The following is a 14,717-nucleotide window of genomic DNA, read 5'->3' on the forward strand; positions in this document are numbered from 1 at the left end:
GCGGGCGCTCAGGCCAGCACGGCCTCGCACACGTCGACGAGCCGGGAGCGCAGCAGGTTGCCGCGCTCGGCGAAGCCGCGCTGCCGCGCGACGTACTCGGCCTTGCCCTCGGGCGTCTCGATGGCCACGGGATCGAGGCCGTACGTCGTGACGTCGTACGGCGACGCCTGCATGTCGAGCGTGCGGATGTCGCGGGCGAGCTCGAAGCAGTCCAGCAGCAGCTCGCCGGGCACCGCGGGGCCCAGCTTGGTGGCCCACTTGTAGACGTCCATGCCGGCGTGCAGGCAGCCGGGCTGCTCCATCGCGGTCATCGACTCGCGCGTGGGCCGCAGCGTGTTGCGGTCCACGGCCTGCGGCGTGAAGAACCGGTACGCGTCGAAGTGCGAGCAGCGGATCCGATGGGACTCGACGACGGCGTCGGTGCCGTCGGGTCCGAGGCGCAGGGGGAGCGGGTGCCGGTGCTCGTCGGCGCCCTCGCGGTAGACCATGGCCCACTCGTGCAGGCCGAAGCAGCCCGTGAAGGCCGGGCGCCCGAGGGTGGCGCCCAGGAGCCCGTGCACGAACCGCACCGTGTCGCCCCGGTCGGTGACGAACGCCGCGACGTCCAGGCCGACGGTGTCGCCGACCACCCGGTACCAGCGCCGGCCCTCGTGCGGTGCAGGGGCCTCGAGCCCGACGCTGACCCCGGGGTGCCACCGACGCAGCGCCGCGGGCGACACGGGGTAGTACTCGAACAGGAAGTCCTCGATCGCGTGCGTCTGGTGGCGGGACCGGCGCTCGCGGCGGTCGGCGGTGAAGGCGTCGGCACGCTCGGCGTGCGCGGCCGCGAGCGACGTCCACGTCGCGGCGTCGAGCACGGCTGGAGCGGTCACGGTCACGCGTCAAGGGTAGGCGGCCTGCCAGACTGCCCTCGTGGTCATCCTCGCGTCCGTCGTCGCCGTCCTCGCCGCCCTCCTGCACGTCCTGTTCTTCGCGTACGAGTCGATCCTCTTCGAGCGACCCGACGTGCACGCGCGCTTCCAGACGCGCACGCAGGACGTCCCCGCCGTGAAGCCGTGGGCGTACAACCAGGGCTTCTACAACCTGTTCCTGGCCATCGGCGCGATCGTCGGGGTGGTCCTGGCGCTCGCGGGCCAGGAGACCGTCGGCCTGGCCCTCGTCCTGCTGGCCTGCGGGTCGATGCTCGCCGCCGCCCTCGTGCTCGTCGCGACGAACCGCAGCATGGCCCGGGCCGCCGCGACCCAGGGCACCTTCCCCCTGCTCGCCGTGGTCTTCGCGGTGGTCGCGCTCGTGTCCTGACCTCCCCGCGACCTCAACCCCAACGCCGTCAGCGTCGAAAGGCGTTATGGGTGCAGGAGTCGCGAACAGGGAGCGTGGTGCGTGAGCAGACGGTGGGAGGACCTGCTGGAGCAGGTCGCCCGTGAGCGGTACGGCCGTCTGGTGGCGCACGCGACACTCGTGTCCGCGTCGCCGTCGGACGCCCAGGACCTCGTGCAGGAGTCGTTGATCGCGGCGTTCTCCGGACGCGCCCGGTTCGGGTCCGTCGAGCAGGCGGAGGCGTACGTGCGGCGCGCGATCGCGTCCCGGGCGATCGACGCCGGGCGGCGCAAGACGCGCGAGGCCCGGCTCCTGGCGCGCGCGGCGGCTCAGACTCCCGACGGCGTGGTGCACGAGGACCGGCTGCCCGGTGCGGACGTGGTCCGCGCCCTCGCCGGCCTGAGCCCGCGGGAGCGCGCCTGCGTCGTGCTGCGGCAGATGGAGGACCTCTCCGTCGTCGAGACCGCCGCCGCCCTCGGCCTGTCCGAGGGCGCGGTCAAGCGCTACACGTCCGACGGGCTCGCGCGCCTGAACGCCGAGCTCGGCAGCACGGCCGCCCCCGTCGAGCGGATCTCCGTGCGCAACCTGACCCCGACGGAGGTGCGCCGTGAGCGATGAGCTGCACGCCCTGCTGGCCCGGGCGGCCGACGAGATCGAGGGTGCGTCCCCGGCCCTGCCGGGCGGCCGCCTGGACCTGGTCCGGTCCGCCGCCCGCCGCCGCCGGCTCGCCCGCCGGACCGCGGAGTCGTTCGCGGGCGTCGCGGCCGTGGCCGCGGTGGGCGTGGGCGTCTGGCTCGGCTCCGTCGACCGGGCTCCCGACCCCGTGGCGCCCGTGGTGACGCCGAGCGTGACCCCGACGCCCACGCCGACGCCGACCCCGACCCCGAGCTCCACCCCGACCCCGACCGGGCCGCCGGCCCGCGCCGAGTCGATCGACGACGCGACGGTCCTGGCCCGGCTCGAGCACCCCCGGACCGGCGAGGTGTGGCAGACGCCCGTCCGCGCTCCCGAGGTCGAGCCGACGCTGATCGCCGAGACGGCCTACGGAGCGCAGGCGTTCCTCGTCGGTACGCGGGGGGACGCGTCGATCTACATCACGGTGGAAGCCCCGACCTACGGGGGAACGCCCGTGTCCGGGCTCTACGAGATCGATGCCGCGGGCGCCCGACTGATCGCCTGCCCGAGCGCACGGACGCATGATCCCTGTGCGGACGACGACACGTGGATGCGGGCACCGGGGGTCGTGCGCGACGAGGCGACCTTCTACGACACCGCCACGATCCCGCGCGCCGTGGACCTCGGCGGCGGGTACGTCCTCACCACGACGAGGACAGTGGGGAGCCCGTCGTTCCCGTCGCAGCTCTACGGAGACGGGGCCCAGCTCGTCGGCTCGGCCTTCGGCAGCGAGCGAACGGTCCGCTCGATGGGTGCGCAAGCGGTCGTGGCCGAGGAGTTCGAGTCCTATGGACCGGAGCTCGCGAGCTTCCGGTACGCCGTCGCGATGCCCTTCGGGAGCTCGGTGATGCTCCGGGCCGACGACCTGCCGGGCGGCGACGTCACGACGATCCGGTGGAACGGCGGGTTTGCCCCCCAGCCGGCCCCGTATGACTTCGAGCTCGCCGTCTCGCCGGGTTCGAACGCGTGCAACGGTGGCGCCATCCTCGCCCGCGAGGCCGGACACGTCGCCGCGCAGTGGCAGGTCGCCGGAGCGACCGCCGAGGGTCGCCCGGTGTACGTGCCGGTCGACGGCGGCAACCCGATCGCCCGGACGGTCCGCGACTGGCAGGAGGAGCACTCGTGGACCTACCCGGCGGACGGCGGCGAGATGGTGACCGGCGCCGCGGCGGGCTATCCGTTCGCCACGGACGCCTCGTTCCTCGCGGCTCGCTCGTTGTACGCGATCGAGGGCGCACCGGGGGAATGGCTTCTCGCGCTCAGGCAGAGCGCCCTCTCGGTCATCTGGGAGTGCGCGTAGCCGGGGAGGGCTCGGGGGCGGCGGGCAGCTCGTCCGGCGCCACGTCGGCCGCCTTCGTCGACACCCGGTGCAGCAGCCACTCGAACGGCCCGCGCCCGACGGCGGTGGCCCAGAGCCAGCACAGGGCGACCGTCGTGAGCAGGAACGCGAGCCAGACCTCGACGCTCGGGTCGTAGACGACGGTCTGTCCCAGCGCCGCGATGACGACGACGTGCACGGTGTAGGCGGTGAGGGCGAGCGACCCGACGGCGGCCAGCGGCGCGAGGACGCGCGGCCAGCGCTCGGCGACCGCGAGCGACGCGGCGATCACGAGCAGCGCCACGCCGACGTTGCCGACGACCTCGAACGTCGTGGACGAGTGCGGCGCGCTCGTCGCCAGGCCGATCGGCCAGCGGAAGACGTGCAGCGCGACCCAGGACCCGCCGTGCCCGAGGACCACCAGGCCGACGCCGACCAGCACCCCGACGAGGCGCAGCGACCGGTCGCGCAGGTCGCTGCGGCCCACCGCGAGGCCCAGCAGCAGGTACGCGAGCCAGACGATCGCCGGGTAGAAGTGCCCGGTCGCCAGGGCGACGAGCGTCGTGTCCGGCCGGCCGTCCAGCTCGGCGGCGATCATCTGCCCGAGGGGCGGGCCGACCACCGCGACCACCCCGGCGGCGGTGAGCAGGGCGGGCCGCGACCACCGCAGCGCGAGGCACCCGAGCGCGAACAGCAGCCCGTACGTGGGCAGGATGACGGCGACCGGCGTGCCCAGCAGGACCAGCAGCTCGCCGATCGCGAAGAGCAGCAGCGCCCGCACCAGGATCCGGACCCGCGCCTGGACCAGCCGCGTCCCGGTCACGGGCGTCGCGCCGCCGGAGAGCAGCCCGAGGGACAGTCCCGCCAGCACGACGAACAACGAGGCCGGCCGGCCGTCGGCCAGCTCGGAGAGGCCGTAGGGGTCGTCGGGACCCACGTGCGCGGTCATCATCCCGAGCACGGCGAGCCCTCGGGCGACGTCGATCCCCACGATGCGGCGCATGCTCGGATGCTAGCGATCCGCGGAATCTCGCATGTCGAAACGGTTCGTCCCGATTCTTGAACTTCTACCCCGTCGGATGCTTACAGTTCGATGTGAACTCTCCGACGCACCCCGACGTGTACACCCACGGGCACCACGAGTCGGTGCTGCGCTCGCACCGGTGGCGCACGGCCGAGAACTCCGCCGCGTACCTGCTACCCGCCCTCGTCCCGGGCACCCGCCTGCTCGACGTGGGCTGCGGCCCGGGGTCGGTGACCATCGACCTCGCGGCGCGCCTGGAGCCCGGCGAGGTGGTCGGCGTGGACACGTCGGCGGCCGTGGTCGAGATCGCGCAGAAGGCCGCCGCGGACGCCGGCGCCGACAACGTGACGTTCCAGGTGGCCGACGCGTACGAGCTGCCGTTCCCCGACGACGCCTTCGACGTGGTGCACGCCCACCAGGTGCTCCAGCACCTCACCGACCCCGTCACCGCCCTCCGCGAGATGCGCCGCGTGACCAAGCCAGGCGGGATCGTCGCGGTGCGCGACGCCGACTACTCCGGGATGACGTGGTTCCCGCCGTCGAACGGCCTGGACGAGTGGCGCGAGCTCTACCACGAGGTCACGCAGGCCAACGAGGCCGACGCGAACGCGGGCCGCAAGCTGCTCTCGTGGGTGCGCGAGGCCGGCTTCGACCCCGCCGGCATCGTGCCCAGCGCGGGCGTCTGGTGCTACGCCACGCCCGAGGACCGCACGTGGTGGGCCGGGCTGTGGGCGGACCGCTCCGTCGCGTCGAACTTCGCCGCCCAGGCCATCGCGCACGGGCTCGCCGACGAGGTCGGCCTCGAGCTGCTGGCCGACGCCTGGCGCGAGTGGGGCACGCAGCCCGACGGGTGGTTCGCGGTGCTGCACGGCGAGGTGCTCGCCCGCGCCTGACATAGGCTTCCGGGGTGCGCATCGCGAGGTTCACCACCGGGGGAGACCCCCGCTACGCCCTGGTCGACGGAGCCCCCGGCTCCGAGGAGCTCGTGGTCATCACGGGTGACCCGCTCTACACGCCGGTGCAGCCGACGGGGGAGCAGATCCGGCTCGACGACGACTCGGTGCGTCTGCTCGCCCCCGTGATCCCGCGCTCCAAGATCATCGGCGTCGGGCGCAACTACGCCGAGCACGCCGCGGAGCTGGGCAACGAGGTCCCCTCGGCGCCGCTGCTCTTCCTCAAGCCGAACACGTCGATCATCGGCCCGGACGACCCGATCGTCCTGCCCGACTGGACCGAGCACGTCGAGCACGAGGCCGAGCTGGCCATCGTCATCGGCAAGGTCACCAAGGACGTCACGCCCGACCGCGCGCTCGACCACGTCTTCGGCTACACGGTGGCCAACGACGTCACCGCGCGCGACGTCCAGCGGGCGGACCTGCAGTGGACCCGCGCCAAGGGGTTCGACGGCTCGTGCCCGATCGGCCCCTGGATCGTGCCCGGCCTGGACGTCGACGACCTGTACGTGCGCGCCCGCGTCAACGGCGAGACCAGGCAGGACGGCCGCACGTCCCAGATGATCTTCGACGCCGCGTTCCTCGTGGCCTACGTGTCCGAGGTGTTCACGCTGCTGCCCGGCGACCTCATCCTCACCGGGACGCCCGCGGGCGTGAGCCCGATCGTGGACCGGGACATCGTCGAGGTCGAGGTCGAGGAGATCGGCACCCTGCGCAACCCGGTGCTGCGCCGCCACTAACCTGGAGCCCGTGACTTCCTCCGCCGTGCGTGTCCGCTTCTGCCCCTCGCCCACCGGGACGCCGCACGTCGGCCTGATCCGCACGGCGCTGTTCAACTGGGCGTACGCGCGCCACACGGGCGGCACGTTCGTCTTCCGCATCGAGGACACGGACGCCGCGCGCGACTCGCAGGAGAGTTACCTCCAGCTGCTCGACGCGCTGCGCTGGCTCGGCCTGGACTGGGACGAGGGCGTCGAGGTGGGCGGCCCGCACGAGCCCTACCGGCAGTCGCAGCGGATGGACCTGTACGCGGACGTCGCCCGGCGCCTGCTCGAGGGTGGGCACGCGTACGAGTCGTTCTCCACGCCCGAGGAGATCGAGGCCCGCCACCTCGCGGCCGGTCGGGACCCGAAGCTGGGCTACGACGGGGCCGACCGCGACCTCACCGACGAGCAGCGGGCGGCGTTCCGCGCCGAGGGCCGCGAGCCCGTGCTGCGCCTGCGGATGCCGGACGAGGACCTCGGCTTCACCGACCTGGTGCGCGGCGAGGTGACGTTCAAGGCGGGCTCGGTGCCGGACTTCGTCATCGTGCGCGCCAACGGTCAGCCCCTGTACACGCTGGTCAACCCGGTCGACGACGCCCTCATGGGCATCACGCACGTGCTGCGCGGCGAGGACCTGCTGTCGTCGACCCCGCGCCAGATCGCGCTGTACCGGGCCCTGCTGGCGATCGGCGTCGGCACGGGTGAGCCCGTGTTCGGGCACCTGCCGTCCGTGCTGGGCGAGGGCAACAAGAAGCTGTCCAAGCGCGACCCCGAGTCCAACCTCTTCCTGCACCGCGACCGCGGCTTCACGCCCGAGGGCCTGCTCAACTACCTGGCCCTGCTCGGCTGGTCGATCGGCCCGGACCGCGACATCTTCTCGATGGCGGAGATGACGGCGGCCTTCGACGCGGCGGACGTCAACCCCAACCCGGCGCGCTTCGACGTGAAGAAGGCCGAGGCGATCAACTCGGCGCACGTGCGGCTGCTCGCGCCGGACGACTTCCGCGACCGCCTGGTGCCGTACCTGCACCGCGCCGGCCTGGTGCCCACCGACTCCTACGCGGACCTCTCGCCGGCCCACCAGGCGCTGCTCTACGCGGGGGCGCCCCTGATCCAGGAGCGCATCACGCTGCTGGGCGAGGCCGAGGGCATGCTCGGCTTCTTGTTCGTCGGCGACGACGCGCTGGAAATCGCCGACGACGCGCGCGGCGCGCTGCGCGAGGAGGCCGGGTCGGTCCTCGACGCCGCCGCGGCCGCGCTCGGCGGACTCACCGAGTTCACCACGGCCACCACGCAGGAGGCCCTGCAGGCGGCGCTGGTGGACGGCCTGGGCATCAAGCCCCGGTTCGCGTTCACCCCGCTGCGCGTCGCGCTGTCCGGTCGCCGCGTGTCCCCGCCGCTGTTCGAGTCGATGGAGATCCTGGGCAAGGAGTCCACGCTCGCGCGGATCGCCGCCCTGCGCGCCACGCTCTGATGCGGGTCGACGGGGTCCTCTTCGACATCGACGACACGCTCGTCGACACGCGCGGCGCCTTCGTCCACGCGCTGTCCGGGGTGGCCCGGCGCTGGTTGCCCGACCTGCCCGCGGAGCGGCACGACGAGCTGGTGACGGTCTGGCGCGCGGACGTCGGCGGCCACTACGCGGCGTACACGCGAGGCGACGTGGGCTACACCGAGCAGCGCATGGCCCGGGCGAACGAGCTGCACGAGCGGTTCGGCGGCCCGGCGCTGGACGACGACGGGTTCGCGCGGTGGGACCGGACGTTCGAGGCGGAGTTCTCGGGAGCGTGGTTCGCCCACCCGGACGTGGACGCGGTGGTCGACCGGCTGCTCGACGCGGGTCTGGCGGTCGGTGCGCTGTCCAACGCCTCGGTGGCCTACCAGACCCGCAAGCTCGAGCACGCGGCGCTGCTGGACCGCGTGCCGATGCTGGTCGGCGTCGACACGCTCGGCTTCGGCAAGCCTCATCCTCAGACCTTTCTCGAGGCCTGTCGCCGGCTCGGCACAGAGCCCGAGAGAACCGCGTACGTAGGCGACGAACTGGACGTCGATGCGGTGGGCGCGGTCGGCGCCGGATTGATTGGCGTGTGGCTCGATCGACCCGATGGTCGACGGCGTGCCATATCGGCGATCGAAATAGGGTCAGCACACGACGCGGGCGTCCTCAGGATCGATTCGCTTTCGAAAGTGCCGGAGGCTCTGGGAATCGATCTCGCAACTTAAGCCCATTCCTGACACGAACGGTCCGATGCCCGGGGGAGCCTGCGCTCGTCCGTGCCGGGGCATGATCGGGTCTTCCGCCCCTGCGACGAACCGCAGGAGCTCATCGGATCGAGACTCGCGCGTGAACTTGGGCCGAAGCCTCGCCAGATGCGTCATCATGGCCGCATGTCAGAACTCGAAGGGCGGTCTGTCGCCGATGTGCTGGGCAAGATCTCATTGGGCTCGCCCGTTGCGGAGCACGATACGGCCCTCGCGAACTACTTCATCGAGACGGACACCTTCAGGCGGCTCATCACTAACGGTGGTGACACGGTCGCCGGAGATAAGGGCACCGGAAAGTCTGCCCTGTACCGCATTCTTGCTGAACGATACGAGTCTTACCCGGAGCTCGGGTCAGTAACGGTGCTCGCAGCATTCAACCCTGCAGGAACACCCATCTTCCAGCGACTGACCGATGCGGCACTTCTCGACGAGGCGGAATATATCCGAGTTTGGAAGACCTATTTCTTCATACTTGGTGGAAATTGGCTTCTCGAAGAATACGGCAATACCAGGCCGGGTAGTCTCGCGGAACTAGATAGGGTGCTCGTCGAGGCGGGACTTCGGGTCGCGGCACCCGAGGCAAAGAACGTGTTCTCACGATTGCTGGAGAAGTTCCTCAACCCGAAAGATCTGGAATCGACGCTCACATTCACTCCAGACGGTATTCCGATTTCAACGACGAAAGTCTCGTTTGCAGAACCAAGAGCGGCCGATATCGCCCAGCAAGCGTTCCTTCGCCACGACGATGCTCTGGGACTCCTCGATCGTTGCCTCATCGAGACTGACTTCGAGATCTGGATGGTCCTCGACCGACTTGACGAGGCGTTTCAGGCGAGACCCGACGTCGAGTACCCGGCACTCCGGGCGCTGTTTCGCTGCTACCTCGACATGCAGAGCCTGGCTCGTATTGACATCAAACTGTTCGTCCGGAACGACTTGTTCCGCAGAATCATCGCGAACGGCTTTGTCAACCTGACGCACATCAATGCTCGCAAGATCCCTTTGACCTGGGACGATGATGACCTGCACGCCTTGCTCGTAAGGCGGCTACGCGAGTCCAAGGAGTTTCTCGTCCTCGCTGGCCTTGAAGATGCCACCGACTCAGAAGTCTTCTCGGCGGTCTTCCCGATCAAGGTTGATCAAGGTGAAAAGCGGCCGACAACGTGGAATTGGATGCTCACTCGGATTCGTGATGGAAACGACGTTAAGTCGCCCCGCAACCTCGTTGACCTCGTCGCAAAGGCGATAGATGCCCAGAAACGTCGAGAGGTGCGCAATCCGCGCACTCACCAACCCGGCGAGCCGCTCATAACGGGCGAAGCCCTAAAACTGGCGCTCGTTGAGTTGAGTCGAGAGCGCGTCGAAGACACGTTGATTGCAGAGGCGGGAGACAGCGCCGAGTTGATTCGAAGCTTCGAGGGAGGCAAGTCCGAGCATAACGAGACGTCTCTTCGCGATCTCCTGGGCGATAATGCCGTCGAAGAGACTAAGCGTCTCGCTGATCTCGGGTTTCTTGAAAGGGTCGGTTCGACCTACAAGGTCCCACCGCTCTACCGTGGGGGCTTGTCGATCACTCAGGGCAAGGCGTTTGCCGTTCCAAAGAGCTAAAGCCACGCCGGTCCCGGGTCGGACCGTCGTTAGGACGGCTTCGGCAGGCCCGACCCCCGGGTGTTCGCGGAGGCCTGCAGCCGGCTGGGCATCAACCCGGCGCGCACCGCGTACGTGGGCGACGAGCTCGACGTCGACGCCGCTGCCGCGCGCGCCGCGGGCCTCGTGGGCGTCTGGCTCGACCGTCCCGGTGGACGCCGGATCCCGATCGGCGACGACGAGATCGCCGCGGCGGACGTCCTGGTCGTGCGGTCGCTGGACGAGCTCCCGGCCGTGCTCGGCCTCTAGCGCAGGCGCGCCCGGTAGCACTCGGTGCGGTACGGCACGTCGACCCACTCGCGGCCGCGCAGGTCCGGGTGCGTGGCGACGAGCTCGTCGACGGCGTCCAGCAGGGTCTCCCGCTCGTCGGGCGGCAGCAGGATCAGGTGGCTGCGGCTGGCGGCGAGGACCCGCAGGTCGGCGGCGCGCAGGCGGTCCGTCCAGTGGAACGTGGCGTGCTCCGGGGCCGTGAAGCGGTCGCCGAGCCGCGGCTCGCCGTAGTCGAGGGTCCGGCCCAAGGAATCGCCGCGGTGCACGATCTCGGTCCAGCGGGCCACCCAGTCGGTGGTCTCGTCGCGGATGTTCCACAGCACGGCGAGCTGCCCGCCGGGCCGCAGGACCCGGGCGACCTCCGCGGCGGCCGCGGGCGGGTCCACCCAGTGCCACGCCTGCGCGATCGTCACCGCGTCCACGCAGCCGTCGGGCAGGTCCAGGTGCTCCGCGGTGCCCGGGCGCGCCTCGACGTCCGGGAGGCCGGCGGTCAGCTCCGCCCGCATGGCGTCCGACGGCTCCACGGCCACGACCCGCAGGCCGCGCGCGACCAGCCGCTCGGTCAGCTTGCCCGTGCCGGCCGCGAGGTCGAGCACGTCGCGCGCCCCCGCCGGCACGGACCAGCCGACCGCGTCGTCGGGGTAGCTGGGCCGGGTGGCCCGGTAGACGGACGCGCCGCCCTCGAACGATGCGGCGCGTGCGGCGCGGTCGTCGGTGCTCACGGCTCGGGCAGCGGGTCCAGCAGCTCGAGCGCCGCCCGGTGCAGCAGGCCGTTCGACACGAGCGCGGAGCCGCCGAACGGCCCGGGCACGCCGCGGATCGACGTGAACATGCCGCCGGCCTCGGTGACGATGGGCACCAGCGCGGCCATGTCGTGCAGCGCGAGCTCGGGCTCGGCCGAGAGGTCCACCGCGCCCTCCGCGACGAGCACGTGCGACCAGAAGTCGCCGTACGCGCGGGTGCGCCAGGTCCGGCGGGTCAGGCCGAGGAACGCGTCGAGCTGCCCGCGCTCCTCCCAGCCGCCCAGCGACGAGTAGGACAGCGAGGCGTCCTCGAGCCGGTCGACGCCGGACACGTGCAGCTGGCTCGCGGCCGCCAGCGACTTGCCGGTCCACGCCCCGGACCCCTGCGCGGCCCACCAGCGCCGGCCGAGCGCGGGGGCGCTGACCAGGCCGACCACCACCTGGTCGCCGTCGAGCAGGCCGATCAGGGTGGCCCACACGGGCACGCCGCGGACGAAGTTCTTGGTGCCGTCGATCGGGTCGATCACCCAGCGGCGCGGCCCGTGGCCGGTGTCGCCCATCTCCTCGCCGTGCACCGCGTCGCGCGGCCGCGCCCGGGACAGCTGACCGCGGACGATCTCCTCGGCGGTCTTGTCGGCGTCGGACACCGGCGTGAGGTCGGGCTTCGTCTCCACCCGCAGGTCCTGGGCCTTGAACCGGGACATGGTCAGGGAGTCGACCTGGTCCGCGATCACGTGGGCGAGGCGCAGGTCGTCGTCGTACCCGGGGCGCAGGCTCATGCCCGACACGGTAGTGCGTCGAACCCGCACGTCAGGGACGCGCGGGCTCCCGGTTGTCCGGTTCGCCGGTGCCCAGGCGGCTGGCCAGCAGGCGGCGGAACGACTCGATGCGGGCCGCCCGCGCCGCCCGGGTGCTCTCGTCGGGGGAGGCCTCGACCCACTCGTCCAGGGCGCAGTCGGGGGCGTCGTCGGCGTGCGTGCACCCGCGCGGGCACTCCTCGGCCACCTCGGCGAGGTCCGCGAACGCGCCCAGCAGGTGCTGCGGGTCCACGTGCGCGAGCCCGAACGACCGCACGCCCGGGGTGTCGATGACCCAGGTGGGGCTGCTCGTCCCCGGCACCCGCAGCGCCACCGCGGAGCTCGACGTGTGGCGGCCGCGGCCGGTCACGTCGTTGACCACGCCCACCGCGCGGTACGTGCCCGGGACCAGGGCGTTCACCAGCGTCGACTTGCCGACGCCCGAGTGCCCGACCAGCACCGACGTCTTGCCCTCGAGCGCGGCGCGCACGTCGTCGAGCCCGTGGATGATCCGGCCGCCCGTCGACTTCTCGGCGCTGGTGACCACGACCTCCACGCCGATCGGCGCGTACATGCCCACCAGCTCGGCCGGGTCCGCCAGGTCCGCCTTGGTCAGGGCCAGCAGCGCGTCCATGCGCGCGTCGTAGGCCGCCGCCACGCAGCGGTCGATCATGCGCGTCCGCGGCTCGGGATCGGCCAGCGCCGTGACGATCACCAGCTGGTCGGCGTTCGCGACGATGATCCGCTCGACCGGGTCCGTGTCGTCGGCGGTCCGCCGCAGCACGGTGCGGCGCTCGCCGATCCGCACGATCCGGGACAGGGATCCCTCGTCGCCCGACGTGTCGCCGACGATGTCCACGCGGTCGCCGGGCACCACGCGGTCGCGGCCCAGCTCGCGGGCCTTCATGGCGATCGCGACGCGCTCGTCGGGCCCGTCGGGGTCGACCAGGATCGAGTACCGGCCGCGGTCCACGGCCGTCACCAGGGCGACCTCCGCGTCGGCGTGCTCGGGGCGCTGCTTGGTCCGCGGGCGCGAGCCGCGACCGGGACGGATGCGGACGTCCCGCTCGTCGTAGCGCCGGGTCCCCATCAGGCCAGCACGGCCGAACCGGTCAGCATGCCGCCCCAGAGCCCCACGAAGTCGGGGAGGGTCTTCGCGGTGGTCGCCACGTCCTCCACCTGCACGCCCGGCACCCGCAGGCCGACCAGGGCGCCTGCCGTGGCCATCCGGTGGTCCTCGTACGTGTGCCACGCACCGCCGGTCAGGGGGCGCGGCGTGATGACCAGCCCGTCCGACGTCTGCTCGGCCTGCCCGCCCAGCCGGGTGATCTCCGCGGCGAGGGCCGCGAGCCGGTCGGTCTCGTGCCCGCGCAGGTGGGCGATGCCGCGCAGCCGCGTGGGGGAGTCGGCCAGCGCGGCCAGCGCGGCGATGGTCGGCGCGATCTCGCCGGCCGCGTGCAGGTCGAGGTCGACGCCGTGGATCGCGCCGGTCCCGGAGACGCTGAGCACGTCGCCGTCCAGGCCGGTGGTGGCGCCCATGCGCTCGAGGATGCCGGGCAGCAGCCCGCCCGGCTGCGTGGTGGCCGTGGGCCAGCCCGGCACGCGCACGGTGCCGCCCGCCACCAACGCGGCGCAGAGGAACGGTGCCGCGTTGGACAGGTCGGGCTCGACGCGCACGTCCCGGCCGGCGACCGCACCGGGCGCCACCTGCCAGATGGCCGGGCGCGAGTCGTCGACGTCCACGCCGGCCTCGCGCAGCAGCGCCACCGTCATCTCGATGTGCGGCAGGCTGGGCAGCGTCCGCCCGGTGTGCCGCAGGGTCAGCCCGCGCTCGAACCGCGCGGCGGCGAGCAGCAGGCCGGAGACGAACTGGCTCGACGCGGAGGCGTCCACGTCGACCTGCCCGCCGGCCACCGCGCCGCGGCCGTGCACCGTGAAGGGCAGGCGCCCGGGCTCTCCGTGCTCCTCGATGCGCACCCCCAGCATGCGCAGTGCCGTGAGCACCGGTCCCATCGGCCGGGCGAGCGCGGACTCGTCGCCGTCGAACCGGACGGGCCCGTCCGCCAGCGCGGCGACCGCCGGCAGGAACCGCATGACGGTCCCCGCCAGCCCGCAGTGCACTGTGGTGGACCCGAGCACCGGGCCCGGGGTCACCACCCAGTCGGCGCCTTCGTCGTCGACCCGCGCGCCCAGGCTGGTCAGCGCGGCGGCCATCAGTCGGGTGTCGCGCGAGCGCAGCGCGCCGCGCAGCCGCCCGGGGGAGTCGGCCAGGGCCGCCAGGACCAGGTACCGGTTGGTCAGCGACTTGGAGCCGGGCACCTCGACGAGCGCGTCGAGCGGTCCACCGGCGAGCGGCGCGGTCCACAGGTCCATGGCACCCAGGTTAGTGGGGGTGCCGACGAGCACTGCGACCGTCTCAGAGGCTCAGTCGGACGCCTTCGCCGCCGCGTGCTCGCTGCGAGCCTTCTGCACGCGCCAGGTGATCCCGGGCCGGCCCTCGAGGTCGACTCCCGCGATGAGCGCGCCCCCCGTGAAGGCCAGGGCGCGCACGAACCGGTCGCGCCGGGCCCGCCGCAGGGCCGGGTCCTCGCCCTTGACGCGCTTGAGGGGCAGGTTCACCAGGATCAGCGGGGCGGTGAGGGCCGCGAGCGCAAGGGCGGCCGTGCGCGGCGCCTTGCCGACGGCGAGCAGGATGCCCGCCCCGGCGAGGGCGACGCCGTGCGCCTGCACGATCGTCGTCAGCTGCCGGTCGCTGATCTCGTAGCCGAGGGCCTCGCCCGCCGGGCCCTGGCGGACGTTCTCCGGCAGCCGCGAGCGCAGCGTGGTCAGCGCCCCGCGGGCGTCGGCCGTGTGGGCCGCGGGATGACGGACGACGTCGAGCCCCTCGGTGACGAACCACGACGCGAACAGGGGACGCGCGAGACGGCGCAGCAGCACGGCAGCT

Annotated in this window: 16 protein-coding genes; 9 read left to right on the forward strand and 7 right to left on the reverse strand. The window is 72.3% G+C overall.

Annotation, left to right across the window (positions count from 1 at the left end; translation table 11 throughout):
* Positions 1-8: 8 nt before the first annotated feature.
* The gene (locus AB5970_RS05540; protein WP_370502916.1) at positions 9-878 is read right to left on the reverse strand and encodes a 3-methyladenine DNA glycosylase; all 870 of its coding nucleotides are present in this window, start codon (positions 876-878) and stop codon (positions 9-11) included.
* Positions 879-912: 34 nt separating this feature from the next.
* Between AB5970_RS05540 and AB5970_RS05545 the strand changes: the two genes are divergently transcribed.
* The 3 genes from AB5970_RS05545 to AB5970_RS05555 all read left to right on the forward strand — a co-directional run bounded on the left by AB5970_RS05545 (position 913) and on the right by AB5970_RS05555 (position 3,292).
* On the forward strand, positions 913-1,299 hold the full coding sequence (locus AB5970_RS05545) for a DUF1304 domain-containing protein (protein WP_370502917.1): 387 nt from the start codon (positions 913-915) through the stop codon (positions 1,297-1,299).
* Positions 1,300-1,380: 81 nt separating this feature from the next.
* Positions 1,381-1,935, forward strand: a complete 555-nt coding sequence (locus AB5970_RS05550; RefSeq protein WP_370502918.1) for an RNA polymerase sigma factor — start codon at positions 1,381-1,383, stop codon at positions 1,933-1,935.
* On the forward strand, positions 1,925-3,292 hold the full coding sequence (locus AB5970_RS05555) for a hypothetical protein (protein WP_370502919.1): 1,368 nt from the start codon (positions 1,925-1,927) through the stop codon (positions 3,290-3,292). Before AB5970_RS05550 ends, AB5970_RS05555 begins: the two co-directional genes overlap by 11 nt.
* Here the strand turns inward: AB5970_RS05555 and AB5970_RS05560 are convergent.
* Entirely contained in the window at positions 3,273-4,313 is a 1,041-nt protein-coding gene (locus tag AB5970_RS05560; RefSeq protein WP_370502920.1) for a DUF418 domain-containing protein, read from the reverse strand. The two genes, AB5970_RS05555 and AB5970_RS05560, sit on opposite strands and share 20 nt — an antisense overlap.
* A gap of 92 nt (positions 4,314-4,405) precedes the next feature.
* On the opposite strand from AB5970_RS05560, the gene AB5970_RS05565 reads away from it, so the two are divergent.
* The 6 genes from AB5970_RS05565 (at position 4,406) to AB5970_RS05590 (ending at position 10,212) form a co-directional block, all read left to right on the forward strand.
* Positions 4,406-5,227 (forward strand): methyltransferase domain-containing protein, encoded by an 822-nt coding sequence (locus tag AB5970_RS05565; protein WP_370502921.1) that lies wholly within the window; start codon positions 4,406-4,408, stop codon positions 5,225-5,227.
* 14 nt (positions 5,228-5,241) lie between these two features.
* Positions 5,242-6,027, forward strand: a complete 786-nt coding sequence (locus AB5970_RS05570; protein WP_370502922.1) for a fumarylacetoacetate hydrolase family protein — start codon at positions 5,242-5,244, stop codon at positions 6,025-6,027.
* A gap of 10 nt (positions 6,028-6,037) precedes the next feature.
* The gene (gene gltX / locus AB5970_RS05575; protein ID WP_370502923.1) at positions 6,038-7,525 is read left to right on the forward strand and encodes a glutamate--tRNA ligase; all 1,488 of its coding nucleotides are present in this window, start codon (positions 6,038-6,040) and stop codon (positions 7,523-7,525) included.
* Positions 7,525-8,274, forward strand: a complete 750-nt coding sequence (locus AB5970_RS05580) for an HAD family hydrolase (RefSeq protein WP_370502924.1) — start codon at positions 7,525-7,527, stop codon at positions 8,272-8,274. The genes gltX and AB5970_RS05580 overlap by 1 nt, the downstream gene beginning before the upstream one ends.
* A 165-nt stretch (positions 8,275-8,439) precedes the next feature.
* Entirely contained in the window at positions 8,440-9,924 is a 1,485-nt protein-coding gene (locus AB5970_RS05585) for a P-loop ATPase, Sll1717 family (RefSeq protein ID WP_370502925.1), read from the forward strand.
* 60 nt (positions 9,925-9,984) lie between these two features.
* Entirely contained in the window at positions 9,985-10,212 is a 228-nt protein-coding gene (locus AB5970_RS05590) for an HAD hydrolase-like protein (protein WP_370502926.1), read from the forward strand.
* Here the strand turns inward: AB5970_RS05590 and AB5970_RS05595 are convergent.
* From AB5970_RS05595 to AB5970_RS05615, 5 genes are read right to left on the reverse strand one after another with little or no spacing between them, the layout of a single operon-like run.
* Complete coding sequence (locus AB5970_RS05595) at positions 10,209-10,955, reverse strand: class I SAM-dependent methyltransferase (RefSeq protein ID WP_370502927.1); 747 nt, start codon at positions 10,953-10,955, stop codon at positions 10,209-10,211. The genes AB5970_RS05590 and AB5970_RS05595 overlap by 4 nt on opposite strands.
* Complete coding sequence (gene hisN / locus AB5970_RS05600) at positions 10,952-11,755, reverse strand: histidinol-phosphatase (RefSeq protein ID WP_370502928.1); 804 nt, start codon at positions 11,753-11,755, stop codon at positions 10,952-10,954. The genes AB5970_RS05595 and hisN overlap by 4 nt, the downstream gene beginning before the upstream one ends.
* A gap of 31 nt (positions 11,756-11,786) precedes the next feature.
* Complete coding sequence (gene rsgA, locus AB5970_RS05605; RefSeq protein ID WP_370502929.1) at positions 11,787-12,863, reverse strand: ribosome small subunit-dependent GTPase A; 1,077 nt, start codon at positions 12,861-12,863, stop codon at positions 11,787-11,789.
* Positions 12,863-14,146 (reverse strand): 3-phosphoshikimate 1-carboxyvinyltransferase, encoded by a 1,284-nt coding sequence (aroA, locus tag AB5970_RS05610; protein WP_370502930.1) that lies wholly within the window; start codon positions 14,144-14,146, stop codon positions 12,863-12,865. The genes rsgA and aroA overlap by 1 nt, the downstream gene beginning before the upstream one ends.
* A gap of 51 nt (positions 14,147-14,197) precedes the next feature.
* Positions 14,198-14,710: a DoxX family protein gene (locus tag AB5970_RS05615; protein WP_370502931.1), complete on the reverse strand. Its 513-nt coding sequence runs from the start codon at positions 14,708-14,710 to the stop codon at positions 14,198-14,200.
* Between the last annotated feature and the right edge of the window lie 7 nt (positions 14,711-14,717).

The organism is Cellulomonas sp. ICMP 17802 (assembly GCF_041295535.1).
Taxonomy (GTDB): domain Bacteria; phylum Actinomycetota; class Actinomycetes; order Actinomycetales; family Cellulomonadaceae; genus Cellulomonas.

Coding starts and splice junctions, on each gene's coding strand:
- hisN (WP_370502928.1), bottom strand. CDS start 11,755: ATGAGCCTGCGCCCCGGGTACGACGACGACCTGCGCCTCGCCCACGTG.
- aroA (WP_370502930.1), bottom strand. CDS start 14,146: ATGGACCTGTGGACCGCGCCGCTCGCCGGTGGACCGCTCGACGCGCTC.
- rsgA (WP_370502929.1), bottom strand. CDS start 12,863: ATGGGGACCCGGCGCTACGACGAGCGGGACGTCCGCATCCGTCCCGGT.
- AB5970_RS05560 (WP_370502920.1), bottom strand. CDS start 4,313: ATGCGCCGCATCGTGGGGATCGACGTCGCCCGAGGGCTCGCCGTGCTC.
- AB5970_RS05580 (WP_370502924.1), top strand. CDS start 7,525: ATGCGGGTCGACGGGGTCCTCTTCGACATCGACGACACGCTCGTCGAC.
- AB5970_RS05585 (WP_370502925.1), top strand. CDS start 8,440: ATGTCAGAACTCGAAGGGCGGTCTGTCGCCGATGTGCTGGGCAAGATC.